The sequence below is a fragment of the Pseudomonas sp. GQ91 genome (assembly GCF_059758795.1).
In genome coordinates this window covers 45,174-71,676 of sequence record NZ_JCAXED010000002.1, presented here as the reverse complement: position 1 = coordinate 71,676, position 26,503 = coordinate 45,174, and the positions used below count along the sequence as shown (strand labels likewise).

The following is a 26,503-nucleotide window of genomic DNA, read 5'->3' as shown; positions in this document are numbered from 1 at the left end:
TAGTTTTGTGCCACTACTGTTTAAAAAAAGTGGTGCCACTATGAAAAAAACTGACGAATGTCCAGTGAAGGAATAGTCATCAAATCTGAACAATTATTTTTGACGTCAAATTGCTGACGATTTGCGTGGGCGCGGGGGTAAATCCGAGTCGCTCCCGACGCAGCCTCGCTGGCGCTCGACAGCTGCTACGGGAGCACAATGTGAGCTTGCCCGGCCAAGTTCAAAACGGTATCTACGGGAGGTTCAGGAGAACCGCGACTCGACACGTGCACTGGGGCAGCGTCGACGGGAACGGTGGCGCTTTATTTCGGTGCGTGATCGCGCAGGAACACCAGGTTATCCAGCTTGGACTGCTCGGCATTGAAGCGATAGCCCTGCACATTGAACTGTGTGAGCTGGGCCGGATCATTGATGCGTTCTTCAATCACAAACCGGCTCATCATGCCCCGGGCTTTCTTGGCGTAGAAGCTGATGATCTTGTACTGGCCGTTTTTCAGGTCCTTGAACTCGGTGTTGATGATCCGCGCCTTCAGGCTCGCTCGCTTGACGGCCGAAAAGTACTCGTTGGAGGCCAGGTTAAGCAGCACATCGTCGCCTTGTTCAGCGAGCGCTTCGTTCAACCATTCGCTGATACGGCTGCCCCAGAAGGCGTACAAATCCTTGCCGCGGGCATTGGCCAGTTTGGTGCCCATCTCCAGGCGATACGGCATCATCAGGTCCAACGGGCGCAGCACACCGTACAGGCCCGAGAGCATGCGCAGGTGTTGTTGGGCATAGCTGAAATCGGCGTCGGTGAAGGTCTGGGCATTCAGGCCCGTGTAGACGTCGCCCTTGAAGGCCAGCAGCGCCTGCTTGGCATTGGCCGGCGTGAATGCAGGTGTCCAGGTGCCAAAACGCGCGGCGTTGAGGCCGCCGATCTTGTCGGAAACATGCATCAGTTGGCTGATTTGCGCCGGCGTCAGCTCGCGCAGTTGTTCGATCAGTTCCTGGGAGTGATCGAGGTATTGCGGCTGGGTGAAACGGGCAGTGGCCGGCGGGGTGTCAAAGTCGAGGGTTTTGGCGGGGGAAATCACCATCAGCATGAAGTTGTCTCCTGGAATCATGGCGTGTAGCGTGGGCGCGATTCTAGGGGGTTGGGCGGTTTGACTCCACCTATGATGGTGATAGGCGCTATTCGTCCGGCCCCATCCTGCCGACCCAATCAGCTATAGTCCCGGGCGCCCCCGAACGATGGAGACCACCCCGTGCGCATCGCACTCCTGTTATCCGCCTGCCTGTTCAGCCTGGCCACGCAAGCCGCACCGCAGGACGTCGCCAGCCTGGACCGCACTACCTGGCCCGAACAATTCACCAGCCCCGCACTGTTCGACGTCGCTTCCCGCGCGGAAATCCTGATGTTCGCCCACGCGTTGCTGACCACCGAAACCCTCGACGAACCCACCCTCAAGCAGCGGCTGGGCCTGAAAATCATCAACCAGGCCGCTATCGCCGAACTGCGCCGACAACTGTGGAAACGCTTGCTGGAAAGCTACAATTTCGCCCAGCAAAGCTGCGAGCAGGACGCCTCATTCTGCTACCTGGTGGAAAACCTCGAGGACCTGCGTGAACAAGCCGGCAAGTTCGAAGTCAGCGACGATTCTTTCTATATAGGCTGGGCCGGCCCCAGCCGTGTCTTCCATGAACGCTACCTGGACGAATTACTGCGCAAGGCCGCGCTGTTCCCGCAGATCAGCAGCGAGGTCGCCCGTTTCGGCGAGCACGAGCGCAACGGTGATGAACTCAATGACCGTATGTTCCTCCTGACTTTCGACAGCGGCCCGACCGCGAGCGGTGGCCATACCGATTGGCTCACTGACTACCTGCGCAAGCAAAAGATGAACGCGATCTTCTTCGTCCTGGGCAACAGCCTACAGACGCGGGTCGAGAAGAACCCCTCGACGGACGTGCAGGCGTTGTATCAAGGGCAATGCGTCGGTATCCAGGGGTGGCAATATCGCTCCCACAGCCATTGGGTCGACTGGCAGTCGTCGATTACCCGTAGCGCATCGCTGACCCAGAACCTGTTGCCCGAAAACTACCTGCCGTTGTTCCGTCCGCCCTACGGCCAGCGCCGTGCTGACAGCCAGGGTTTTTTCCAGTCGCAGGGGTTGCAGGTGGCGTTATGGGATATCGATTCGCAGGATGAGCCGGGGCTGCTCAAGGCCGAGGAGGCGGCCAATCGGGTGCTGACCTTGATGCTGCTGTGGCGGCGCGGGGTGATCCTGTTTCATGACACGCAAGGCACGGCCCAAGTGGCGCTACCCTGGCTGTTGCACGCGACAGCGCAAAGTGGGCTGGGCTGGCAGGATTGCCGGCAAGCGTTTCGCTGAAATACCTAGAGGCCCGGCCCTGTTGGGGCTGAGGCTTTCTCGGGGCAAAAATGCATTGAAATTTGATACAGGCGGACTTCCGACTTTAACGGGGTCATGCCCCTGCGCCTAGTGCTATTCGTCATCCTGAAAAATAAACTTCAAAAAAGCGTCAAAGTGCTTTTTCCTGTCATGTGTTTTGCGGTATTACGAAGTCAGATCGCCGAAACCTGCAACACAGGTGGCGTCTTCCAGGACTCCCTCCGTGGTGTGTTCGGCGGTCGAATCGAGGCGCAGCACTGTCGTGGTATTGCGTCGACTGGCTCCCACAAAGGTGACCGAGTATGGATGATCATGGACGTAACTCTTCTTCCAACCAGCCAATCCTTTATGTGCTTGATACCAACGTATTGATCCACGATCCAAACGCGCTGCTCAATTTCGAAGAACACCACGTCGCCATCCCGATGATCGTGCTCGAGGAACTCGACAAGCTCAAGAGCGGGCACCACAGCGTTGCCGCCGAATGCCGCCAGGCCATCCGCCTGATCGACAAGACCCTGGGCGAGGCCTCGCCTGAAGATGTCGAGATCGGTGTACCGATCCAGCGTGGCAAAGGCGAGCCCAAGGGGTTGCTGTCGATTCTGATGAGTAAGCGCAGCGAGCCCAATAGCCTGCTTCCGGAAAACCTCAACGACAACAAAATCATCAACCAATTGATCGACCTGCACGCGCGTGACAAGGCGCTGCGCCTGGTGCTGGTGACCAAAGACATCAACATGCGCCTCAAGGCGCGGGCGTGTGGGATCGCCGCCGAGGACTACAGTACCGATCAGTTGGTCGACGATGTGTCGATGCTGTCCCGTGGTTATCACATGATGACCGGGTCGTTCTGGGACCGCGTCAGCAAGGTCGAGACCCGCCAGGATCACGGTCGCACCTGGCATCAGGTGCAACTGACCGACAATCTGCCAGCCGTGCATATCAACGAATTCATTGTCGACGAACAGGGCTTTGTCGGCTGGATCAAGGAAATCCAGGTCGACAAGCTACTGATCCTCGACCTGCATCAGGAACCCTTGTTGCACCAGGAAGCCTGGGGCCTGAAACCGCGTGATATCTACCAGAGCCTGGCGTTGTACGCGTTGCTCGATCCGGATATTCACCTGGTCAACCTGACCGGCGCCGCCGGTTCGGGGAAAACCATCCTGGCCCTGGCCGCCGCCATCGAACAGACCATGGTCACCAAGCGTTATCGGCGCATCATCGCCACCCGCAGCGTGCAGGGCCTGGACCAGGAAATCGGCTTCCTGCCGGGCACCGAGGCGGAGAAAATGGAGCCGTGGCTGGGGGCGATTACCGACAACCTCGAAGCCTTGCACATGGATGACGAAAACACCCATGGCAGCGTCGATTACATCCTCAGCAAAGTGCCGTTGCAGTTTAAATCCCTCAACTACATTCGAGGTCGCAGCTTCCAGCAGAGCCTGATTCTGATCGATGAATGCCAGAACCTCACGCCGCACCAGATAAAAACCATCATCACCCGTGCCGGCGCCGGTTCCAAAGTGGTGTGCCTGGGCAACCTGGCACAGATCGACACCCCTTACCTGTCCGCGACCAGCTCCGGGCTGACTTACCTGACGGAACGCTTCAAGGACTTCCCCAACGGCGTGCACATCGCCCTGCAGGGTGTCCCACGTTCGATTCTGGCCGAATACGCAGAGTCGCATCTCTGAGCTGCAAGCTTTAAGCTACAAGCTGCAAGCGGGTCCTGTGAGTTTTTCACTTGCCGCTTGCAGCTTGTCGCTTTATAGCTGCCTCAAGGAGGCCCTGTGCTGACTCATCTCGATTCCCAAGGTCGCGCCCACATGGTCGACGTCACCGAAAAGTCCGTGACGTTTCGTGAAGCCGTGGCCGAAGCGCGGGTGCGCATGTTGCCCGAGACCCTGCAAATGATTGTCGACGGCGCCCATCCCAAGGGCGATGTGTTCGCCGTGGCACGGATCGCCGGGATCCAGGCGGCGAAAAAGACCAGTGACTTGATCCCGCTCTGCCACCCGCTGATGTTGACCGGCGTCAAGGTCGAACTCAGCGCCGAAGGCCATGATGCGGTGCATATCGTTGCCCGCTGCAAACTCTCCGGACAGACCGGTGTGGAGATGGAAGCGCTGACTGCCGCCAGCGTCGCCGCGTTGACTATCTACGACATGTGCAAGGCGGTAGATCGAGGCATGACCATCGAATGCATTCGCCTGCTGGAAAAACTCGGCGGCAAGAGCGGGCATTTCAAGGCGGATGCGCAATGAGTATTCAGGTGTTGTTTTTTGCCCGTTACCGGGAAGCGTTGGATCTGGACTCGCTGGAGGTTGAGGGCGAGTTCGCCACCATCGACGCTTTGCGCCAGGACTTGCTGAAGGATCCCGCGTTTGCGGTGCTCAACGAGAGCGGCCTGATGTGCGCCCGTAACGAAGAGCTGTGCGCGCTTGAGGAGCCTTTGGTTGACGGCGATGAAGTGGCCTTTTTTCCGCCTGTGACCGGAGGCTGAGCATGACCATCCGTGTGCAGTCCCAACCCTTCGACCCCGGCGCTGAAGTCAACGCCATGCACGCGGCCAACGTCGGGGTGGGCGCGGTCGTGAGCTTTGTCGGTTATGTGCGTGATTTCAATGAGGGCCGCGAGGTGGCGGGGATGTTCTTGGAACACTACCCGGGCATGACCGAGAAGGCCCTCGGCAAGATCGCGGTGGAGGCCGGGCAACGCTGGCCGCTGCTCAAGCTGGAAGTGCTGCACCGCATCGGCGCCCTTGAGCCGGGCGAGCCCATCGTGTTCGTGGCGGCTGCCAGCGCCCACCGCCAGGCAGCGTTTGATGCCTGCGCATTTGTCATGGATTACCTGAAGACGCGGGCACCGTTCTGGAAGAAGGAACAGACCGCCGAAGGGCCGCGCTGGGTAGACGGCCGGGACAGCGACCATGCGGCGGCGGAGCGCTGGAAATAGCAGGCCTGATACCAGTTTTGGAATCAACCGAGATTCAAAGGTGGGCGGGCTTGCTCGCGATGGCGCAGGGTCAGCTAAAGATAGGCTGACTGGTTCATCGCCATCGCGAGCAAGCCCGCTCCCACCTGGGTCAGGTGTGGGTCTGGATAAGGCGTTTGGGCGACAACAGTGCTTCAGTCAATCCAAACTCGGCCAATGTGTTGGGTAACGCTTCACCGCGCACCAACGCCGCGCTCGCCTGGCCCATGGCCGGTGACGTCTGAATCCCGTAACCACCTTGCGCGGCAATCCAGAACAAGCCTTCCACCTGCGGATCAAACCCACACACCAGGTCACCATCGTGGACAAAGCTGCGCAACCCCGCCCACGTCCGCGTTGGACGGCGGATGGTCAGGGTGGTGGCTTCCTCTATCTGGAAGATGCCCATGGCGATATCCAGTTCTTCAGGCTGCACATCGTGGGGCGCAACCGGATCGGCATTGGCCGGCGAGCCGAGGAACATGCCCGCGTCGGGCTTCATGTAGAACGAGCCGTCGAGGGCGGCCAGTTCCGGCCAGGCGTGTATATCCAGTCCGTCGGGCGGGGCGAAGACAAACGCGCTGCGGCGCTTGGGCTGCAAGCCGATTTTCTGGGCGCCGGCCAGTTCTGCGATGTGATCGGCCCAGGCGCCCGCCGCATTGATAATCACCGGTGCACAAAAGCGCTGCTGCGAGGTGCGCACCTGCCATTGGCCTTGCGGGTCACGGCTCAGTTTCTGGACGTCGTGGTCGGTGTGGATGACGCCGCCGTTGCGCCGGATGCCGCGCAGATAACCCTGATACAGCGCATCCGTATCGATATCGCAGACCGTTGGATCGTAGAGGGCGCCATGCACTTTTTCACGGCGCAGGATCGGCATCATGGCCATGGCTTCCTCGACGTCGAGCAAGCGGGTCTGCGCGACCAGCGCCTTGGCGCTCAGGTATTGGCGCTGCAGTTCGTCAGGGTCACCGATAAAATCCACCAGCAGTTCGGCGCGGGGCGTCAGTAACGGATGTTCTGCAAACTCTGCGGGAGGATGATCAAAGAAGGCGCGGCTGCCCAGCGTCAGGGCGCGGACTTGCGGAGTGCCATAGGCCGCAATATACAACGCGGCCGAGCGGCCGGTTGAGTGATAACCCAGCATCGACTCACGTTCCAGCACGATCACCCGGGCGTGCCGCGACAGCCAGTAACCGGCGGATGCCCCGGCGATGCCCCCACCGATGATGATGTAGTCGACCTGGTTCATCCCTGCCTCCTTGAACATCTCCCTTGTTTCGACCCATCTCTGAAGCGGTATTGCGTAGCAGCTGTCGAGCCCCGGCGAGGCAGCGTCGACAGTGTGTCAGATAGACCGCTGACGCAGCCTCGCCAAGGCTCGACAGCTGCTACGGGGCTGATTATGGGCGTTTGCGCTCAACCGCACGCAACAGGTGCGTTGGCGGTGTTTCGCAACTGATCTTGCGACCCAGCAGCGTTTCGATCGAAGGCAACTGATACGAATCGTCCTCACCGGCAAAGCTGATGGACACGCCCGCCGCCCCGGCACGCCCCGTACGGCCGATACGGTGTACGTAGTCGTCCGGCACTTCCGGCAGGGTGAAGTTGATCACGTGGCTGATGCCGTCGATATGAATCCCGCGACCCGCCACGTCGGTGGCCACCAGGACCCGGATCTTGCCTTCGCGAAAGCCTTCCAGCGTCTTGATGCGCTTGTGCTGTGGCACGTCGCCGGACAACTGCGCAGCGTTGACCCCATCGCGCACCAGGCGCTCTTCGATGCGTCGCACTTCATCCTTGCGGTTGGCAAACACCATCACCCGCTCCCAGCCGTTATCGTTGACCAGGTTGTAGAGCAGTTTGTATTTGTCGGCGCCGGCCACGGCATAGATATGCTGTTCGACGTTTTCGCTGGCGACGTTCAGCGCCTCGATCTCGACGATGGAGGGGTCGGTGGTCCACTGTTTGGCGAGGTTCATCACGTCTTCAGTGAAGGTCGCGGAGAACAGCAACGTCTGGCGTTCGTTTTTGGGTGGGGTCTGGCGAATGATCTGGCGCACTTGCGGGATGAAGCCCATGTCGAGCATGCGGTCGGCTTCGTCCAGCACCATCACTTCGACCATGTCCAGGTGCACGTCGCCGCGCTGGTTGAAGTCCAGCAAACGGCCCGGCGTGGCGACCAGGATGTCGCAGTGGCGCGCTTCCAGGTGCTTGAGCTGTTTGTCGAAGTCCATGCCGCCGACGAAGGTCATGACATTGAGGCCGGTGTATTTGGTCAGGTCGGCGGCGTCCTTGGCGATCTGTACCACCAGTTCCCGGGTCGGGGCGATGATCAGCGCTCGTGGCTCGCCCATGTAGCGCTCTTTGGGCGGCGGGGTTTGCAGCAACTGGGTGATGATCGAAATCAGGAACGCAGCCGTCTTGCCGGTGCCAGTCTGGGCACGGCCGATGGCGTCTTTGCCCGCCAGGGTAAAGCCCAGCACTTGGGCCTGGATCGGCGTGCAGTACGGGAATCCCAGGTCCTGAATGGCGTGCATCAGTTCCGGGGCGAGCTTGAAATCATGAAAGCGGGTTTTGCCTTCCTGGGGTTCGACCACGAAGTCTTCCAGTTTCCACGGCTTCACCACCGGCTTGGGCGCACGCTCGCGGCGGGCTTTTTCAGGCGCGGCGCTGGTCGCTGGAGCCGAGGGTGGCGTTGGCGGCTTTTTTGGCGAAGCAACGGCAGCGGTGCGGACAGGCTGTTTAGCCTCGTTGCGGCTACCGGACGCTTGGACGGGTACGCTGGCGACAGGGGCGAGCGGCTCAGCCTCGCTTTTACCGAACATCTTCTTGAGTGCTTTGAGCACGGTCATCTCATCAATTGGTTAAGGAATATACGCCGGCCAGTGTAATGCAAGAATCGGGCGCGGCGTAGTGCGTCTGTCATACGGCTACATAAACAGTGTTTTTCAGTCCAGGCGTGCGCTCAACCAGGTGCCGATATCGCGTATCTCCTGGGGTAACACTTCGTGACCCATTGGGTATTCCTGCCATGTGACGGTGACACCACGGGTCTTCAAATGCTCATAGGCGCTACGCCCCATGGCGTTCTGCACCACTTCATCGTATTGGCCGTGCAGGCACAGGGTCGGAATCCGCTGCTGACTGGCGGATAACTCAAGTTCGTCGCCGAAGGTTGGCGCGTAAGTGGAGAGGGCGATCACGCCACCCAACGGGCCCTGCCAGTTCAGAAACGCTGTGTGCAAGACCACGGCGCCGCCTTGGGAGAAACCTGCGAGAAAAATTCGCGAGGCGTCTACTCCGCTGCTTTTTTGCTGGTCGATCAAGTCGGTGAGGTTTTTTGCCGATACTTCCAGCTCTTCCAGGCTGATGGAACGCGCCGGGCTCATGGCCTTGATGTCGTACCAGCTGGGCATCTCGTAGCCGCCATTAATAGTCACCGGTCGGGTCGGCGCCTGGGGCAAAACAAAGCGGGTGGACAACAACGTTTCCTGCAGCGCTTCGGCGACCGGCAGGAAGTCGTAGCGATCGGCGCCCAGGCCATGCAACCAGATAACGCAGGCATCTGCGGGCTTGGAGGGCTGAAGAATCAAGGGCTGGGTCATGTCTGCTCCATAAATGTGCGTGTGCTCCGATGAAGTGCATCGGGTCGGTGCGCGACGGGGTTATCTGTTAACAAGATGTCGCAAGGTTGAAACTTTTTCTATTGACCTCTGACTGAACCGACTCGGCCGCCAGTCTGGTACGGCGCTTGCTATAAGAACCCTGATGTCATCGCTGAACCCGGGCGGTAACACTAGCAGTGACTGCCGCTTGTGGGATAGCAATTGGACTTACAGCGACAGCTTCATGCCGATTGACCTCAAAAAAAGCCAACACAGGTCAATTTCGCCTCATAAGGGTGCGGCAGGGCTCAAGCTCCGACACAACAAGAGCAACTGGAGGTTTGAATGAAGGTATTGAAATCCACCCTGGCCATCGTTTGCGCGGCCGCGGCACTGGGTGCCAGCAGTTTCGTCCAGGCGGGCGCAACCCTGGACGCCGTACAGAAGAAAGGTTTTGTGCAATGTGGTGTGAGTGACGGTTTGCCGGGCTTCTCGGTACCGGACGCCACCGGCAAGATCCTCGGCATCGATGCTGACTTCTGCCGTGCCGTAGCCGCTGCGGTATTCGGCGACGCGACCAAAGTCAAATTCAGTCAATTGAACGCCAAGGAGCGTTTCACCGCGCTGCAGTCCGGCGAAATCGACATCCTGTCGCGCAACACCACCATGACCAGCTCCCGTGACGCGGGCATGGGCCTGAAATTCCCGGGCTTCATCACTTACTACGACGGCATCGGCTTCCTGGTAAACAACAAACTGGGTGTCAAGAGCGCCAAGGAACTGGACGGTGCAACCATCTGCATCCAGGCCGGTACCACCACCGAGCTGAACGTGTCCGACTACTTCCGCGGCAACGGCCTGAAGTACACCCCGATCACGTTCGACACCTCCGATGAAAGCGCCAAGTCGCTGGAGTCCGGTCGTTGCGACGTGCTGACCTCCGACAAGTCCCAACTGTTCGCCCAGCGCAGCAAACTGGCCGCGCCGAAGGACTACGTGGTTCTGCCGGAAACCATTTCCAAGGAGCCGCTGGGTCCGGTCGTGCGTAACGGTGACGACGAGTGGCTGGCAATCGTGCGCTGGACTGGCTACGCCATGCTCAATGCCGAAGAAGCCGGCATCACCTCGAAGAACGTCGAAGCCGAAGCCAAGTCCACCAAGAACCCGGACGTCGCCCGTATGCTCGGCGCTGACGGTGAGTATGGCAAGGACCTGAAACTGCCGAAAGACTGGGTCGTGCAGATCGTCAAGCAAGTCGGCAACTACGGTGAAGTGTTCGAGAAAAACCTGGGCAAGAGCACCCCGCTGGAAATCGACCGCGGCCTGAACGCGCTGTGGAACAACGGCGGCATTCAATACGCACCACCAGTGCGCTGATGGTTCTATCACCCGGTGGGCCAACCGCCGGGTGATGTTCTGTTCCATTCCTTGCGGGGCACTTCATGCAAAATTCAATCGGCGCACCCAAGCAGAGGCTCAGCCTCAGCGATCCACGCGTGCGTGCCTGGGTATTTCAGATCGTCACGATTGTGGCGGTCGTCTCATTGGGCTGGTTTCTGTTCGATAACACGCAAACCAACCTTGAACACCGGGGCATTACCTCCGGGTTCAGCTTTCTGGAGCGCAGTGCCGGTTTCGGCATCGCCCAAACCCTGATCGACTACACCGAAGCGGACAGTTATGCCCGCGTCTTCGTCATCGGCTTGCTCAACACCCTGTTGGTGACCTTTATCGGCGTGATCCTGGCGACCATTCTCGGTTTCATCATCGGCGTGGCGCGTCTGTCGAAGAACTGGATCATCGCCAAACTGGCAACGGTGTACGTGGAGGTTTTCCGCAACATCCCGCCCTTGCTGCAGATTCTGTTCTGGTACTTCGCGGTGTTCCTGACCCTGCCGGGGCCGCGCGGCGCGCATAACGTCGGCGACATCTTCTTTGTCAGCAGCCGCGGTGTGAACATGCCGGGCGCCTTGGTGACCGAAGGGTTCTGGCCGTTCGTGGTCAGCGTCGTGCTGGCGATCGTCGCGATCGTACTGATGAGCCGCTGGGCCACCAAACGCTTTGAGGCCACCGGGCAGCCGTTCCACAAATTCTGGGTCGGGCTGGCGCTGTTCCTGGCGATCCCGGCGCTGTGCGCGCTGCTGTTCGGCGCGCCAGTGCACTGGGAAATGCCGGAACTCAAGGGTTTCAACTTCGTGGGTGGCTGGGTGCTGATTCCAGAGCTGCTGGCCTTGACCCTGGCGTTGACGGTGTACACGGCGGCGTTTATCGCTGAAATCGTGCGCTCCGGGATCAAGTCGGTCAGCCACGGCCAAACGGAAGCGGCGCACTCGCTGGGCATGCGCAACGGGCCGACCCTGCGCAAGGTGATCATCCCGCAAGCCCTGCGGGTGATCATTCCTCCGCTCACCAGCCAATACTTGAACCTGGCAAAAAACTCTTCGTTGGCAGCCGGCATCGGTTACCCGGAAATGGTCTCGTTGTTTGCCGGTACGGTGCTGAACCAGACCGGGCAGGCGATCGAAGTCATTGCCATCACCATGAGCGTGTACCTGGCGATCAGTATCAGCATTTCCCTGCTGATGAACTGGTACAACAAGCGCATTGCGCTGATCGAACGGTGAGGAAACGCGCATGACATCCCATACTTTCAAACCCGACATGCCCCCGCCGAACAGCAGTATCGGCGTGGTGGCATGGATGCGCGCGAACATGTTCTCCAGCTGGCTTAACACCCTGCTGACGCTGTTCGCGTTCTACCTGATCTACCTGGTGGTCCCGCCGATTCTCAGTTGGGCGGTCATTGACGCCAACTGGGTCGGCACCACCCAGGCCGACTGCACCAAGGAGGGCGCCTGCTGGGTGTTCATCCAGCAGCGCTTCGGCCAGTTCATGTACGGCTACTACCCGGTGGACCTGCGCTGGCGCGTCGACCTGACCGTGTGGTTGGCGGTCATCGGCGCAGCGCCGCTATTCATCTCGCGTTTCCCGCGCAAGGCCGTCTACGGCCTGGGGTTCCTGGTGCTATACCCGATCATTGCCTTCTACCTGCTGCACGGCGGGATTTTCGGCATGACCAATGTCCCCACCAGTCGCTGGGGCGGCCTGATGCTGACGCTGGTGATCGCCACTGTCGGCATCGCTGGCGCCTTGCCGTTGGGTATCGTGCTGGCACTCGGTCGACGTTCGGACATGCCGGCGATTCGTGTGGTGTGCGTGACCTTCATCGAGTTCTGGCGCGGTGTGCCGTTGATCACGGTGCTGTTCATGTCGTCGGTGATGTTGCCGCTGTTCCTGCCTGAAGGCATGAACTTCGACAAGCTGCTGCGGGCACTGATCGGGGTGATTCTGTTCCAGTCGGCCTATGTGGCCGAAGTGGTGCGCGGTGGTTTGCAGGCGATCCCCAAAGGGCAGTACGAAGCCGCTGCCGCGATGGGCCTGGGTTACTGGCGCAGCATGGGCCTGGTGATTTTGCCGCAAGCCTTGAAGATGGTGATCCCGGGTATCGTCAACACCTTCATCGCGCTGTTCAAGGACACCAGCCTTGTGATCATCATCGGCCTGTTCGACCTGCTCAACAGCGTCAAGCAAGCTGCCGCCGACCCCAAATGGCTGGGCATGGCCACTGAAGGCTATGTATTCGCCGCCCTGGTGTTCTGGATTTTCTGTTTTGGTATGTCGCGCTATTCCATGCATCTGGAACGCAAGCTCGACACAGGCCACAAGCGTTAGGAGTTCTATCGATGAGCGAAGCAAACAAACAGCCTGTGAGCCCTGAAGGCATTATCCAGATGCAGGGCGTGAACAAGTGGTACGGCCAGTTCCACGTGTTGAAAGACATCAACCTCGACGTCAAACAGGGCGAGCGTATCGTGCTGTGCGGCCCGTCGGGTTCCGGCAAGTCCACCACCATCCGTTGCCTCAACCGCCTGGAAGAGCACCAGCAAGGGCGCATTGTGGTGGATGGCGTGGAACTGACCAACGACCTCAAGCAGATCGAAACGGTCCGCCGTGAAGTCGGCATGGTGTTTCAGCACTTCAATCTGTTCCCGCACCTGACCATCCTGCAGAACTGCACCCTGGCACCGATGTGGGTGCGCAAGATGCCCAAGCGCAAGGCCGAGGAAATCGCCATGCACTATCTGGAGCGGGTGCGTATTCCGGAGCAGGCTCACAAGTACCCGGGGCAACTGTCCGGCGGTCAGCAACAGCGCGTGGCGATTGCCCGGGCGTTGTGCATGAAGCCGAAAATCATGCTGTTCGATGAACCGACCTCGGCCCTCGATCCGGAAATGGTCAAGGAAGTACTCGACACCATGATCGGCCTCGCCGAAGACGGCATGACCATGCTCTGCGTGACCCACGAAATGGGCTTTGCGCGGACCGTGGCCAACCGTGTGATCTTCATGGACAAGGGCGAGATCGTTGAACAGGCGGCGCCGAATGACTTCTTCGATAACCCACAGAATGATCGGACCAAGCTGTTCTTGAGCCAGATCCTGCATTGATCGACAGGTGATGTCGGCATAAACCCAGCCTGAGGAGAGTGTTCAGTCAAGGCTGAACGACTTCTTTTGAGGCTGTTTGAGTCAGGGGCTGACTCACCTCTTATGAGGCTGTTTCAGTCAGGGCTGACTCACCTCTTATGAAGCTGTTTCAGTCAGGGCTGACTCACCTCTTATGAGGCGTTTCAATCAGGGCTGACTCACCTCTTGTGGCGAGGGGGCTTGTCCCCCGTTGGGCTGCGCAGCAGCCCCCAAACCTGTCACCCCGGTTTGACTGGAGGTCTGGGTGGGGCTTTTTGGGGCAGCTGCGCAGCCCAACGGTGACAAGCCCCCTCGCCACAGGTTGCCTTGATGGGCGAGTCCGAATAAGCTGCAGGGTAATTCATCCTATGATTGGACGAAAATCATAACGTCATGCCCACCATCGCCCCCCTTATCAAACGCTCCCTGGTCGACTTGGCCCTCGAGCAACTGCGCCAACGCATCACCCAAGGCAAATGGGCGGTGGGCGAGCGTTTGCCCACCGAGCCCGAACTGTCTGCCGAACTGGGCATCAGCCGCAACACCGTGCGCGAAGCCATGCGCGTACTGGCGTTTTCCGGGTTGATCGAGATTCGCCAGGGCGACGGCAGTTACCTGCGTTCGATGACTGATCCGCTGGGGGCGATGAAAGCCATGTCCCAATGTTCCCTGGGGCAGGCCCAGGAGACCCGACAGATTCTCGAAGTCGAAGCCATTGGCCTGGCCGCGTTGCGCCGTACTGAAGAGGATTTGCAGACCTTGCGCGAGGCCCTCGCCGAGAGCGCCCAGCGTTTTCATGGCGAGTTGGAACGCTATATCCGCGCCGACCTGATCTTCCATCAACGCCTGGTGGATGCTGCGCATAATCCGGCCTTGAGCGAGCTGTACCATTATTTTTCGAGCATCGTCGCTGCCCAATTGCGTCAAACCCTGAATGTCCAACCACGTCGCCAAGCCGTGTTCGACCTGCATGGCGCGCTGCTGGATGCCGTCGAGCGGCAGGACCCGGAACGCGCCAAGCGCCTTTGTCGGCAGTTGATCAATGAACCTTGAACCCGAGCATCGCATGCTGCGTAAACCATCACCCCAGGCACAAAGTGCCCTTGAAGAGCTGCTGATCGACGCCGAGGCGGATGACGATCAGGTCCAGCACAGTCCGCCGCAGGTGAACCGTCCGTGGCTGTTGCTGCTGGGCCTGGTGCTGGTCGCGCTGAACTTGCGTCCGGCGCTGTCGAGCATGGCGCCGTTGCTCAGCGAGGTCTCTGCCAGCCTCGGACTGTCGGCTGCCCGGGCGGGTCTGCTGACGACGTTGCCAGTGTTGTGCCTGGGCCTGTTCGCGCCGCTGGCGCCGATCCTGGCCCGGCGCTTAGGTGCTGAACGGGTGGTGCTGGGGATCTTGCTGACCTTAGCCTGCGGCATCATCCTGCGCAGTTCCTTCGGTGAAGTCGGGCTATTCGCCGGCAGCCTGCTGGCCGGCGCCAGTATCGGCATTATCGGCGTACTGCTGCCCGGTATCGTCAAGCGTGACTTCGCCCAACACGCTGGCACCATGACCGGCGTCTACACCATGGCACTGTGCCTGGGCGCGGCGCTCGCAGCGGGTTCTACCGTGCCCTTGAGCGACTATTTCAGCGACAGCTGGACTATCGGCCTGGGGTTCTGGGTGCTGCCGGCCTTGCTGGCAGGCCTGTGCTGGCTGCCGCAACTCGGACGCAGGCACGCTGCGCATCAAGTGGCCTATCGCGTGCGCGGGTTGTTGCGGGATCGCCTGGCCTGGCAAGTGACCTTGTACATGGGCCTGCAATCCTCCCTGGCCTATATCGTCTTCGGCTGGCTGCCGTCGATCCTTATCGGCCGTGGATTGACGGCGACTCAGGCGGGGCTGGTGTTGTCCGGTTCGGTGCTGGTGCAACTCGCCAGCTCCCTTGCCGCGCCTTGGCTGGCGACGCGCGGCAAGGACCAGCGCCTGGCGATTGTGATCGTGATGCTGTTGACCCTTGGCGGCCTGTTCGGCTGCCTGTATGCACCGCTGGACGGCTTGTGGGGTTGGGCGATTCTCCTGGGGCTGGGACAGGGCGGCACGTTCAGCCTCGCGCTGACCTTGATTGTGCTGCGCTCGCGGGATTCGCATGTCGCGGCCAATCTGTCGAGCATGGCCCAGGGGGTCGGTTACACCCTGGCATCGCTGGGCCCCCTCGCGGTCGGCCTGGTGCATGACTGGACCGGTGGCTGGAACGCAATCGGCTGGATCTTCGCGGTGCTGGGCCTGGGCGCAATCATTGCCGGCCTCGGTGCGGGCAGGGCGTTGTATGTCGAGGTCAGCAGCGAAAGGGTCACTGAGCTTCGCTGATGTCATTTGCAAGGCGAATGACGATAGTCTTCGCAGCAAGGGCGGATTATTGTGCAGGTCTATTCAAGCGATTTTCGGAGTCTGCCCATGAGTGATGCCCACAGCGCCCTGATCACCCGGTTCTACGAGGCCTTTCAGCGCCTGGATGCCGAGGCCATGAGCGCCTGCTATACCGACGATGTGCTGTTCAGCGACCCGGCCTTCGGTGAGTTGCGCGGGCGCGACGCCGGCGACATGTGGCGCATGCTCACCACGCGGGCCAAGGATTTTTCCCTGACGTTCGATAACGTGCGCAGCGACGAACGCACCGGCGGTGCCCATTGGGTGGCGACTTATCTGTTCAGCCAGACCGGCAATACCGTGGTCAACGACATCCAGGCGCGCTTCGTTTTTCGTGACGGCAAGATCTGCGAACACCACGATCGCTTCGACCTGTGGCGCTGGTCGCGCCAGGCCTTGGGTACCAAAGGTTTGCTGCTGGGCTGGACACCGCTGGTACGCAACGCCGTCCGCGCCCAGGCGCTCAAGGGGCTGCGAGCGTTCCAGGCCGGTCGCTGATAAAATCACGGCTTGTTCCCATTGCGGCTGTTGAATATTTCCGTGACCACCGTCGAATCATCCCCCGGCCTCGCCGCCCCCGCCACGCCCGAACCAGCCAAGCCCTGGTTCGTCTACCTGGTGCGCGCCGCCAACGGCTCGCTGTACTGCGGCATCAGCGATGACCCGGTGCGGCGTTTCGCCAAGCATCAGAGCGGGAAGGGCGCACGTTTCTTTCTCTCCAGCCCGGCGGTCGCGCTGGTCTACACCGAAGCCTGCCGCGACAAGGGCGAGGCGTTGCGGCAGGAGCGGTTGATCAAGAGGTTGAGGAAGAGTGCGAAGGAGTGTTTGGTGGCGAGTAAGGCGCAGGCCAGGGGTTAGCTGGCCTGCTTGGGCGAGAGGGTGGATTTGGTGCTTATTCATCTCATTTCATCGAAATGCGATGAGCACGGATACTGCGTTTTTCTCCTCAATGGAAGCGAAGCGACTCATGTCTAAAATCATGGAACAGTTTAGGCTGCGTCTCCTCCAAATAGGGATTGATTTTATACACCTTATGCGTCAGGTCGTTGGCAAACATATCGACCAGGGCCTGTTCCCCTTCCGGACCGATCGCCGAGGCGGTTCTAAACAGTCGCGGCAGGTTTGAAGCGCCGTAGTTGACAAAAACCGAGCCGACATAGCCTTTAACGGGAGGTTTTATGAGTCCTCTGAACTGGGCGGCAAAGGAGGCAGAGCCTCCGTTGGCCGAATAACACATCAATAGCCGGACGTAACCGTAGGCATTTGGATCTATTCCTCTGTGGTTCAATATGGCAAGCAAGTCACTGGCAGAATGCTCCGCGTTGTGCAGTACCATCGTGGAACTGCTATTCATCATTTGTTCCATCAGCGTCAGATCCTTACCATGTACATCAATGTTGAGGCGTTGTAGACCTTTATGAGTGTCTACGAACGTAAAGAGCTCGTCGTCTAACTGCCTGACGGACTGCATGTTGCCCTTGCTCTTGCCCATTCTTCTTACCACGCGCCCACCGCCAGCAACTGCCGTTCCCGCGCCGGAAATCCCTGTCCGTTCAGCACTGGCGGCCAACGTCGCGCTACGGGCAGCCACTTTGGCGCCGAAGGCCCCGGCCCCGAAACTGGCGATTCCTGTGCCCATGGAGGCCCAGCCCAATGCTCTTGACAGCTGTGGATCGCTTTCCGCCAAGGCTGCCGATGCAATTCCGAATCCTGCCGACGCCGTGGCCAGCCCTACGGCCGCCACGGTCCAGCCGGTTGAAGCACCGCCAGTGAAAGGAGCCAGGGCGATGCCAATGCCGCCCATCACTATCGCCCGCGCCACAGGACTATCAAGAACCGGTTGATAGGCCACACCGTACTGATGGACGACTTGCGAATGACCGCTGGGGTCGCTGAAGTTGATGGGATTATTGCCGCAGTAGCTATACCCGTTCAGGCCGCCACTGTCGAAAGGACTTAAACTGTCGGGCGCTTGAAAGCGCTGATTCAGCGGGTCGTAGACCCGATAACCATTGCCCAGTGGATAGGTGCCCGTGACCCGATCGATCGGTTGACCGTTGAAACCCAGCCACGTGGATTTTGTCCAGTCATCGGGACGGTAACCAAAAGGCGTGTAGGCAAAAAACGTTTGGGAGTTGTCAGACAGCTCATAGCTGGCCACCAGGCTGCCGTGGGCATCCTTGATTTGGAAGCTGCTGGAAACGCTGGCCTCGTCCTCGCCACCGCTCTGCTTCAGTGTTTGTAGTTGCAGGGCGCAGGCTTTGCTGTCGTTCAGGAGTAGCGAGGTCCGATAGTAGTGTTTATCGTCAATCTTGACTTCACCTTTACGCGCATATTGGTATTCACCCTTGTAATAAAACTGTTCAAAATAGTCGGTTCCAAAGCAGGCTGTCTGTCTGCCCAAAGGATCATAGAGATATTCATAAAACGTGTAAGGTGTTTTTGTTTGCAGATTGCTTAATCTTGATCCTTGGTCGTAGGCGAAAGAGCGTCCCAGACTGTCTTCATATAGACGCCCTTTTTCATCGTAGGTGAAGGTTGTATCCGGATATTCTTCCGCGGAGTGACTGACGGACTTGAGCTGGGTGCGATCAGTCGGGTCATATTCATAGTCAGTGGTATTTTCACCATCGGCCCACGTACTGATGCATTGACTGATATTGCCCAGTGCATCGTACGTGAACTTTTGTGCAACCAGGGAGTGTCCCTGGGGGTCGATCGGCAGTTGGCTGCCCGTGCATTGATAACTCTCTAGTTGCCCTTGTGGTGTATAGGTGAATTGCTCCAGGCGCAGTTGTTCATCATCCTTGAGCATCTCTGTGCTGGCTAACCAGTCGTCTTTATAGGTTCGTTTGATGGTCAGGTCTGCAAAACCTTCAACGCTAAAGCGACGTTCGCTTTCGCGCAGTTGCTCGTCGTAGGTGTAGGCGATAGTCATACAGCTTCCGCTGTTGGTGTCGGTAATGGTCTCCTGATTCAAGCCACCATTGTCGCCGTAGCTGAAGCTGGCTTGCACCTTATCGCTCGATGATCCAATGAGGCGTCCCAGCGCGTCGTACTGATAGTGGGTGGTATTGCCAAAAGCATCCTGGCTATCAAGCAATAAACCGCGCAACGAATAAGTCGAATACGTCAGGGCTGGGGTTTTGTCTGGGTAACCGATGGCTTTTTCATTGTCTCGGCTGGTCTGTTTGTCGTAACTCGACTCGAAGTCGGTAGTCTCTGTTGGCTGGTAGAGGTTGGAGGCTGTAAGACTGCCTATCCCTAACGGGCTATTACCGGCATAGGTATAAGTCTGTTGCCTGCCACCGACCAGCGTTTCGTTGATACGTCCTAGACTATCCACTTTACGCGAACCGAATGTATAAGCTTCGGGTGCCTGTAACTCCGCGCTGAGAATCGTCGTTGCCGGGGAGTGGATGGGATAAGCATAGCGAGTCACCACGCCTGCGCAGGTCATGCTGGTCGTGCGGCCATACTGATCGTAAGCATATTGACGAGAAGGGCCAGTGGACGGCACTTCTTCACTGACACGCCCCCAGGCGTCGTAAGTGGCCGTGGTTGAATGCGTCACCCGGTCATTGACGAAAGCCTGTTCTTCATGTTTTTGCCCGCCGTTGGGATCGTCGCTGATGATGACGCGTGTGCCGCTGGAGTCACTCCCCGATTGGCGCCATTGCGACGACTGACGGGAGATCGGGTCGTATTCGGAATGTCTGGATTGCCCCCCGATGAGCTGGATTTTTGAAGCTTGGCCCCAATCATCGTAGGAGGTTTGCATTTGCCTGTTGAGCAGGACAGTCCCGTCGGGGTTGTAGTCATATTCAGTGGTGAGCTTTTCGCGACCCAGTTCGTCATAGGTGGTTTCAGACAAGGTCAGCCAGCTTGAGGTGAGTGCGTGGTAACTTTTGGTCTTGACGATTCGTCCCAAGGCATCACGTTCTTCCCGATAGAGATCTCCGGTAGGAAACTCTGTAGTGACGCACTGAAGACCGTCTATGGTCTCGTAAGAAAAACGCGTTTCACTGCGCAGTTCCTCGCTTTGATCAAATTCGATATAACGGGTCATACGGTGACTTTTGTCATACTGATAAGAGGTTTTGTTGCCGAGGCTATCGACGGTTGAAAACACCTCTCCCGTGAGCGCTGAAAGGGTCTGGCTAGTGATAACTGGCGACTGTTCGGCATTTGTCAGGGTGCTGGTGATGGTCAACAGTTCGTTTTCAAGTTGATACTGCAGCTCGGTAGTCTGTTTGGAAAGCGGCACGCCCTCGCCGTTGCTGTCGAGAATCATCTGAGTGAGGGTCTTCATTCGACCGAAGGTGACGGGGTCGTTGATATCATCGTAATATTCGGTAGTCTCCAATGTCATTGCTCTGTCCTGCCAGGATTTCAATTGGATGAAATCATCGCTGACAGGGTCGAGAATCGTCAGTTTTATACGCGGTTTAACCGCCGGGCCGGCAAGTGCCGAATCCTTTGTCGGTATGTCGGTGTAGCCATAAAAAGTCCACTGTAGGTCGACGCGCTTGCCATCGCGCTGTGTATAGACTTTTTCGGATTCAACGTAGGTCCTGAAATAGTTTGGATCTCCGGGGCAGAGAATGGGGATTGGTAGGTTGTAGGTGGATTTTCCTGTGTCAGTGACCCAGCGATCATGAGTAACGGTGTGCTCCTCAACCGTTCCCCAGGTCAGCCCGTTCTTGCCAAGTAGCTGATTAAGTAGACCCGCTAAGGTGAGATAATCCCCAATCCACCCCACGGGCGTTGTCACATCGAGGTCAGTCTCGGTGCGCCTGACGGTGGTGATGGTGTCTTCTTCCTTAGGCGCGCCTCGATAGTAGGTCCACTCGGTGGTGATACCGTTTTCTGTCGTGCTGGTCAGATTGGCAAACATGTCCAGCGTGGACTTGGACTCCTCGGTTCTACTGGCGTCGCCCTGCTGGTAGATATGTTGAGCCGTACTGACCAACTGCTTCGAGACCAATTCGCTGCTTGTCTGGACAGTGTGTATGCAATCGCCCTGGGTATGGACTTCCTTGGTTTGCACACCGTCAGCGGTGTAATGAAAGACGGTGGTAAGCGGATTGCCCTCGATCATATTAGTGACTGTGGTGATTTTTTCCTCGGGCGTGGCGCTGTAAGTGTAGGTGCTTTCGCTTACCGGGGTGCCGTTAACACTGGATATATGGCTGGATACTTTGTCATCGATATAAGTGATTTCATCTTTCAGGCCTGTTGAGTGCTCTACTGACGTCAGTTTGTCGAAGGTGTCGTTATATTGAAAGCTTGTCTTAGTAAGCGTGTCGAGGTTGCTCGCTGCTATTACGCTTGTTTCGTAGCGATCGATTTCAAATTGATAGGTGTATTTGTCTTTTGAGTCTGGATAAACTTCGAAAGTAATAAGCTTATCAGAGTATGTAACGTTTAATAATGTTGTTTTTTCATCTTTGATGCACTTCAGGCGAGGTTGTGTATTTTCTGACTGAGTCTCCCATTCTATCGTTAGAGATAGACCTGAGGCGGAAATGATTTTCTCGGGAATTTTGCAAACTATCATGAGGCCGTTGCCGTCGCCGAGGCCGAGCTTGGGGGGAGCATAGTTTTCGTAGGTCCCTAATATTTCAGTCGTACCGTCTTTTCGGACGACTATAGGCGTGCCTGGTCCCCCTTTCAATTTGAAGCTCGGAGGCGTTGATTTACCTCCCCATATTTTCCATGCTTCGCCGTTTGCAAGGTATACAGATGTGCTTTCAAGGTCATCGAAGTTAAAGTTTAGATTGGTAAAGCGCAGAGCCCAGTTTTTAAAGTTGGCATCGTACAATTCTGGTGAATAAAACAGATTGAGATCCAGGGAAGGCCCGCGTCCCTCATTGCCCACCAGTGAGGCAATAGGTACATAAGTGTGAAATTTCCCTGTGCGAGGATCCACGCCATGTATGGCAGGGCTTTGTGTGTCGAACAACTGATAGGCTTTGCTTTCGCTTTCCATGATTCCATACCTCTACGTTAATAGCGTTGCTGATTCACGATTGGGTCGGGCATGGGGAAGGTTAGGACGGATGAAGCGTGGTGGAACCTGTGAGAACTGACAGTTTTTTAGTCTAAGAAGGAATTAAAATAATGACTAAATCAGCTATCTAGCCCTGAGTGCGTTCATGCATTGCTGGTAGATGATCAGGCATTCATCCATCCAATCGGGTAGGCCGTTTATGCGTGGCGCGTTAAGCTGGTCGCTCCTTCTTATGCGACGGACTCCAGCATGTCAGAGCTGATTCTTCACCATTACCCTGCCTCACCGTTCGCGGAAAAGGCCCGTCTGCTGCTGGGCTTCAAAGGCTTGTCCTGGCGTTCGGTGCATATCCCGCCGATGATGCCAAAGCCGGACCTGACTGCCCTGACCGGCGGTTACCGCAAGACGCCGGTATTGCAGATTGGCGCCGACATCTATTGCGACACCGCGTTGATCGCGCGGCGCCTGGAACAGCACAAACCCACGCCGACCTTGTTTCCCGCGCAGCAGGCGATGACCACGCAGGCATTCGCCGCTTGGGCCGATTCGGTGGTGTTCAGTCATGCGGTCAGCCTGGTGTTTCAACCCGAATCGGTGGCGGTGCGTTTTGCCAAGTTGCCTCCGGACGTGCTGAAGGCGTTTATCGCCGACCGTGCAGGGCTGTTCAGCGGTGGCAGTGCGACACGTGTGCCGCTGGAAGTGGCACAGCACCAATGGCCGACGATCATGGCGCGCCTGGAGCAACAGGTGCAGGCGCAGGTGGGCGGTTTTCTGTTTGGCGAAGCGTCGATTGCCGACGTTGCCCTGGCACATTCCCTGTGGTTCCTCAAGGCCACGCCCGTGACGGCGCCGTTGGTGGATGCTTATCCTGGGGTGACGGCCTGGTTGGCTCGGGTGCTCGACTTCGGCCACGGCGATGCCAGTGAAATGAGCGCCGAGGAAGCGCTGGAGGTGGCGCGCAACGCTACGCCAGCGGCGTTGCCCGAGGAGGTTTTCGAAGACCCGAATGGCTTCAAGGTGGGGCAGCAGGTGACGATTGCCGCGATTGACTACGGCACCGATGCGGTCACGGGCGAATTGCTGTTTGCCGGTCGCGAAGAGCTGATCCTGCGTCGTAGCGATGAGCGTGGCGGCACGCTGCATGTGCATTTTCCGCGGCTGGGGTTTCGTATCGAGTGATGCGAGCGCTCGCGAGAGACGCAATGACATTGCGGTGGGTCAGGAGGGGCGTGTCATCGTTGAGGTTTTTCGCGAGCGAGCTCGCTCCTACGGGGTTAGGGCTTTGTTGATGGCGTCCGGGTTGTAATCGCGCAGCAGCGTGCCGTTCACGTCCACGAACGGAATCCCTCCACCGCCCAATGCCGTGTAAGCCTTGCGGCCCACGGCATCCTTTTCGATATCGACGGTGGTGTAGGGCACGCCTTGCTGGTCGAGAAACCGCTGGATCTGTTTGCAGTACGCGCACCAGTCGGTGGTGTACAACGTCACGCGGGCATTCGCCCGGACCTGCTCGGTCGCCATGCCGGCGGGATTGAACAAGCGTTCGAGTTTGCCCCAGTTCTGGAACAGCAGCACCACCAGCAGCACCAGCAGGACTTTCTTCAACGCCCCGCCGAGCATCAGTTGCGCCGCTTGAGCTGATCGGTCAGTTGCGTCGGCAGGCCCTTGATGATCAACGTCCCGGCGGCTTCGTCGTATTCGATCTTGTCGCCCAGCAAGTGCGCTTCAAAGCTGATCGACAGACCTTCGGCGCGCCCGGTGAAGCGCCGGAACTGGTTGAGGGTGCGCTTGTCCGCCGGGATTTCCGGCGACAGGCCGTAATCCTTGTTGCGGATATGATCGTAGAAGGCTTTCGGCCGTTCTTCGTCAATCAGTCCCGACAGCTCTTCGAGACCCATGGGTTCGCCCAGCTTGGCCTGGCTGCTGGCGTAGTCGACCAGGGTTTTGGTTTTCTCGCGGGCCGATTCGTCCGGCAGGTCTTCGCTTTCCACGAAGTCACTGAAGGCCTTGAGCAGGGTGCGCGTCTCGCCCGGGCCATCGACGCCTTCCTGGCAGCCGATAAAGTCGCGGAAGTACTCCGAGACTTTCTTGCCGTTCTTGCCCTTGATAAACGAGATGTACTGTTTCGATTGTTGGTTGTTCTGCCACTCGGAAACGTTGATCCGCGCCGCCAGGTGCAGTTGGCCCAGGTCCAGGTGGCGCGAGGGCGTCACGTCCAGTTGATCGGTGACCGCCACGCCTTCACTGTGGTGCAGCAAGGCGATCGCCAGATAATCGGTCATGCCTTGCTGATAATGCGCAAACAGCACGTGGCCGCCGACGGAGAGGTTGGATTCTTCCATCAGCTTTTGCAGATGCTCCACGGCAATCCGGCTGAACGCCGTGAAATCCTTGCCACCGTCGAAATATTCCTTCAACCAGCCGCTGAACGGGTGCGCGCCGGACTCGGCATGGAAAAAACCCCAGGCCTTGCCTTGTTTGGCGTTGTAGCTCTCGTTGAGGTCGGCAAGCATGTTCTCGATGGCGGCCGACTCGGCAAGTTCGGAGTCGCGGGCATGCAGAACTGCGGGTGTGCCGTCGGGTTTTTTGTCGATCAGGTGGACGATGCAATGACGGATCGGCATGGGCTTCTCGGCTGGTTGAATGGGAGCGGGACAGCTCCCCGGAAAAAGTCGCCAGTGTACCGCACCCGCTGGGCGCGGAGGGTCTGAAGGGCATTTTTGAGGCCTTCCGACGCTGCATGAGAAGTTTTTTCACGGTTTAGAGCGATAAAGCTGACCAAATGGGTAGCTAGAGGCGGATATTTCCCCGTCTCTGTGCTAGTTTTGCCCGGTCTTACGCTAAGTCTCAGCGTTAAGCGTGCATTCAGCATTTGTCAGGTCGAACCAAACCCCGTTTCAGGTATCTATAACCCCGATCTCCCGTGGTTATAGTCGGGGGTGCCAGACCATGACGGTCGGGCTCGACGGCTGACACTGCACTCTGCAATCCAAATGAATTTGATAGGGAAGGAACACCACAATGGCTATTACTAAAGACCAACTGATCGCTGACTTGGCTGAAGCTGTAGACGCACCTAAGACCACCGTGCGTGCTCTGCTGGACCAACTGGGCCAGATCGTTGCTGATCAGCTGGAAAATGGCGGCGAAATCACTCTGCCAGGCGTTGGCAAGCTGAAAGTGACCGAGCGTCCTGCCCGTACTGGCCGTAACCCTTCGACTGGCGCTGCCATCGAAATCGCTGCCAAGAAAGTGATCAAGCTGGTTGTGGCCAAAGGCCTGACCGACTCGATCAACAAGTAAGACGCAGCAAAAAAAACCGTGCTTCGGAGCGATCCGGGCACGGTTTTTTATTGCCTGCGATTTTGTAGGAGCGGGCTTGCCCGCGAAAATCGTCAACGAAGACGCGGGCCTCCTGGATAAGCGCGGTGTTCTCGGGTTTTTCGCGGGCAAGCCCGCTCCTACAGTAGGTGGGCGGGTTGTTCGGGTTTGTGGGGGTGGGCGGGTTGTTCAGGCCTTGTGGACCCAGCGCTGGCGCCACATCTGTTGCTCGTTCTTGGTCTGGAACGTCCAAGCAACGAAGCGGCTCTGCTTTTGGCCCTGGGACATCTCGACCACCTGGCTCTCCAGCACGCCGGCCTTTTTCAACGCGGTCTGGATCGCGGGCAGGTTCGAGGCCTTGGACACCAGGGTGCTGAACCACAGCACCTTGTGTTGAAAGTGCGCGCTTTCGGCGATCAGTTGCGTGACAAACCGCGCTTCGCCACCTTCGCACCACAACTCAGCCGACTGGCCCCCGAAGTTCAGCACCGGCAACTTGCGCTTGGGATCGGCTTTGCCCAGGGCGCGCCACTTACGCTCGCTGCCTTTGGTCGCTTCATCCATGGAGGCATGGAATGGCGGGTTACACATCGTCAGGTCAAACCGTTCGCCCGGCTCCAGCAGGCCCAGCAGGATGTGCTTGGGGTTGTTCTGCTGGCGCAGTTGGATGACCTTGTTCAGCCCGTTGGACTGCACGATGGCCCTGGCGGCGGCCACGGCGGTAGGGTCAATCTCGGAACCGAGGAAATTCCAGCGGTAGTCCATGTAGCCAATCAGCGGGTAAACGCAGTTGGCGCCCATGCCGATGTCCAGCACCTTGACCACCGAACCCCGCGGGATCTTGCCGTCGTTGACGCTGGCCAGCAGGTCCGCGAGGAAGTGCACATAATCGGCGCGACCCGGAACCGGCGGGCACAGGTAATCCGCCGGGATATCCCAATGCTGGACGCCATAGAACGTCTTGAGCAACGCGCGATTGAACACCCGCACCGCATCGGGGTTGGCGAAGTCGATGCTTTCCTTGCCATACGGGTTGACGATCACGAACTGCGCCAGTTCCGGGGTGATTTTGATCAGCGCCGGGAAGTCGTAGCGGCCCTGATGGCGATTGCGCGGGTGCAGGCTGGCCTCTTTGCGGGGGACGACGGCTTTGGCCGGGGTCGCGGGCTTCTTGCGGGGCGGTTTAGGTGTGCTGGGGGCGGTCATGATGATTCTGGTGTTGGCTCAAAGTGGCGACCATTGTCACACATTCCCGAGGA

Annotated in this window: 23 protein-coding genes; 15 read left to right on the top strand and 8 right to left on the bottom strand. The window is 58.4% G+C overall.

What is annotated here, in order from left to right:
- Positions 1–302: 302 nt before the first annotated feature.
- On the bottom strand, positions 303–1,082 hold the full coding sequence (yaaA, locus tag AC6CIA_RS02465) for a peroxide stress protein YaaA (protein WP_498310478.1): 780 nt from the start codon (positions 1,080–1,082) through the stop codon (positions 303–305).
- A 162-nt stretch (positions 1,083–1,244) separates the two neighbouring features.
- Between yaaA and AC6CIA_RS02460 the strand changes: the two genes are divergently transcribed.
- The 5 genes from AC6CIA_RS02460 to moaE all read left to right on the top strand — a co-directional run bounded on the left by AC6CIA_RS02460 (position 1,245) and on the right by moaE (position 5,348).
- Entirely contained in the window at positions 1,245–2,369 is a 1,125-nt protein-coding gene (locus AC6CIA_RS02460; RefSeq protein WP_498310477.1) for a polysaccharide deacetylase family protein, read from the top strand.
- Positions 2,370–2,692: 323 nt separating this feature from the next.
- The gene (locus AC6CIA_RS02455; protein WP_498310476.1) at positions 2,693–4,087 is read left to right on the top strand and encodes a PhoH family protein; all 1,395 of its coding nucleotides are present in this window, start codon (positions 2,693–2,695) and stop codon (positions 4,085–4,087) included.
- A gap of 96 nt (positions 4,088–4,183) precedes the next feature.
- Positions 4,184–4,657 (top strand): cyclic pyranopterin monophosphate synthase MoaC, encoded by a 474-nt coding sequence (moaC, locus tag AC6CIA_RS02450; protein WP_084376207.1) that lies wholly within the window; start codon positions 4,184–4,186, stop codon positions 4,655–4,657.
- Positions 4,654–4,896 (top strand): molybdopterin converting factor subunit 1, encoded by a 243-nt coding sequence (gene moaD, locus AC6CIA_RS02445; protein ID WP_498310475.1) that lies wholly within the window; start codon positions 4,654–4,656, stop codon positions 4,894–4,896. Before moaC ends, moaD begins: the two co-directional genes overlap by 4 nt.
- A 2-nt stretch (positions 4,897–4,898) precedes the next feature.
- Entirely contained in the window at positions 4,899–5,348 is a 450-nt protein-coding gene (gene moaE, locus AC6CIA_RS02440) for a molybdopterin synthase catalytic subunit MoaE (RefSeq protein ID WP_498310473.1), read from the top strand.
- A 130-nt stretch (positions 5,349–5,478) separates the two neighbouring features.
- Here the strand turns inward: moaE and AC6CIA_RS02435 are convergent, their stop codons facing one another.
- From AC6CIA_RS02435 to AC6CIA_RS02425, 3 genes are all read right to left on the bottom strand, one after another.
- Positions 5,479–6,618, bottom strand: a complete 1,140-nt coding sequence (locus AC6CIA_RS02435; protein WP_498310472.1) for an NAD(P)/FAD-dependent oxidoreductase — start codon at positions 6,616–6,618, stop codon at positions 5,479–5,481.
- Between the two features lie 151 nt (positions 6,619–6,769).
- On the bottom strand, positions 6,770–8,221 hold the full coding sequence (gene rhlB / locus AC6CIA_RS02430; RefSeq protein WP_498310471.1) for an ATP-dependent RNA helicase RhlB: 1,452 nt from the start codon (positions 8,219–8,221) through the stop codon (positions 6,770–6,772).
- 96 nt (positions 8,222–8,317) lie between these two features.
- Positions 8,318–8,974, bottom strand: coding sequence for an alpha/beta hydrolase (locus tag AC6CIA_RS02425; RefSeq protein ID WP_498310470.1), 657 nt, complete (start codon positions 8,972–8,974; stop codon positions 8,318–8,320).
- Positions 8,975–9,319: 345 nt separating this feature from the next.
- On the opposite strand from AC6CIA_RS02425, the gene AC6CIA_RS02420 reads away from it, so the two are divergent.
- From AC6CIA_RS02420 to AC6CIA_RS02385, 8 genes are all read left to right on the top strand, one after another.
- Positions 9,320–10,351 carry an amino acid ABC transporter substrate-binding protein gene (locus AC6CIA_RS02420; protein WP_498310469.1) on the top strand — a complete coding sequence of 344 codons (1,032 nt, stop codon included), beginning with the start codon at positions 9,320–9,322 and terminating at the stop codon, positions 10,349–10,351.
- A gap of 65 nt (positions 10,352–10,416) precedes the next feature.
- Positions 10,417–11,598 carry an amino acid ABC transporter permease gene (locus AC6CIA_RS02415; RefSeq protein WP_084376200.1) on the top strand — a complete coding sequence of 394 codons (1,182 nt, stop codon included), beginning with the start codon at positions 10,417–10,419 and terminating at the stop codon, positions 11,596–11,598.
- 10 nt (positions 11,599–11,608) lie between these two features.
- Positions 11,609–12,706 (top strand): amino acid ABC transporter permease, encoded by a 1,098-nt coding sequence (locus AC6CIA_RS02410; RefSeq protein WP_498310468.1) that lies wholly within the window; start codon positions 11,609–11,611, stop codon positions 12,704–12,706.
- A gap of 11 nt (positions 12,707–12,717) precedes the next feature.
- The gene (locus AC6CIA_RS02405; RefSeq protein ID WP_084376198.1) at positions 12,718–13,482 is read left to right on the top strand and encodes an amino acid ABC transporter ATP-binding protein; all 765 of its coding nucleotides are present in this window, start codon (positions 12,718–12,720) and stop codon (positions 13,480–13,482) included.
- A 411-nt stretch (positions 13,483–13,893) separates the two neighbouring features.
- Positions 13,894–14,553 carry a FadR/GntR family transcriptional regulator gene (locus AC6CIA_RS02400; protein ID WP_498310467.1) on the top strand — a complete coding sequence of 220 codons (660 nt, stop codon included), beginning with the start codon at positions 13,894–13,896 and terminating at the stop codon, positions 14,551–14,553.
- Positions 14,543–15,850: a CynX/NimT family MFS transporter gene (locus tag AC6CIA_RS02395; RefSeq protein ID WP_498310466.1), complete on the top strand. Its 1,308-nt coding sequence runs from the start codon at positions 14,543–14,545 to the stop codon at positions 15,848–15,850. Before AC6CIA_RS02400 ends, AC6CIA_RS02395 begins: the two co-directional genes overlap by 11 nt.
- Before the next feature lie 87 nt (positions 15,851–15,937).
- Positions 15,938–16,408: a nuclear transport factor 2 family protein gene (locus tag AC6CIA_RS02390; protein ID WP_498310465.1), complete on the top strand. Its 471-nt coding sequence runs from the start codon at positions 15,938–15,940 to the stop codon at positions 16,406–16,408.
- A gap of 42 nt (positions 16,409–16,450) precedes the next feature.
- A complete protein-coding gene (locus AC6CIA_RS02385; protein ID WP_498310464.1) occupies positions 16,451–16,768 on the top strand; it encodes a GIY-YIG nuclease family protein in 318 nt (105 codons plus the stop codon).
- 88 nt (positions 16,769–16,856) lie between these two features.
- Here AC6CIA_RS02385 and AC6CIA_RS02380 read toward each other — a convergent pair whose 3' ends face one another.
- Positions 16,857–21,902 carry an RHS repeat-associated core domain-containing protein gene (locus AC6CIA_RS02380; RefSeq protein ID WP_498310463.1) on the bottom strand — a complete coding sequence of 1,682 codons (5,046 nt, stop codon included), beginning with the start codon at positions 21,900–21,902 and terminating at the stop codon, positions 16,857–16,859.
- A 270-nt stretch (positions 21,903–22,172) separates the two neighbouring features.
- Here AC6CIA_RS02380 and AC6CIA_RS02375 point away from each other — a divergent pair, with 270 nt between their 5' ends.
- Complete coding sequence (locus tag AC6CIA_RS02375; RefSeq protein WP_498310462.1) at positions 22,173–23,102, top strand: glutathione S-transferase family protein; 930 nt, start codon at positions 22,173–22,175, stop codon at positions 23,100–23,102.
- Between the two features lie 87 nt (positions 23,103–23,189).
- Here the strand turns inward: AC6CIA_RS02375 and AC6CIA_RS02370 are convergent, their stop codons facing one another.
- Positions 23,190–23,543, bottom strand: coding sequence for a glutaredoxin family protein (locus AC6CIA_RS02370; protein WP_498310461.1), 354 nt, complete (start codon positions 23,541–23,543; stop codon positions 23,190–23,192).
- On the bottom strand, positions 23,543–24,547 hold the full coding sequence (gene yejK, locus AC6CIA_RS02365) for a nucleoid-associated protein YejK (RefSeq protein ID WP_084376190.1): 1,005 nt from the start codon (positions 24,545–24,547) through the stop codon (positions 23,543–23,545). The genes AC6CIA_RS02370 and yejK overlap by 1 nt, the downstream gene beginning before the upstream one ends.
- A gap of 397 nt (positions 24,548–24,944) precedes the next feature.
- Here yejK and AC6CIA_RS02360 point away from each other — a divergent pair, with 397 nt between their 5' ends.
- The gene (locus AC6CIA_RS02360) at positions 24,945–25,226 is read left to right on the top strand and encodes an HU family DNA-binding protein (RefSeq protein ID WP_084376189.1); all 282 of its coding nucleotides are present in this window, start codon (positions 24,945–24,947) and stop codon (positions 25,224–25,226) included.
- Positions 25,227–25,433: 207 nt separating this feature from the next.
- Here AC6CIA_RS02360 and rlmF read toward each other — a convergent pair whose 3' ends face one another.
- Positions 25,434–26,450 (bottom strand): 23S rRNA (adenine(1618)-N(6))-methyltransferase RlmF, encoded by a 1,017-nt coding sequence (rlmF, locus tag AC6CIA_RS02355; protein ID WP_498310459.1) that lies wholly within the window; start codon positions 26,448–26,450, stop codon positions 25,434–25,436.
- Between the last annotated feature and the right edge of the window lie 53 nt (positions 26,451–26,503).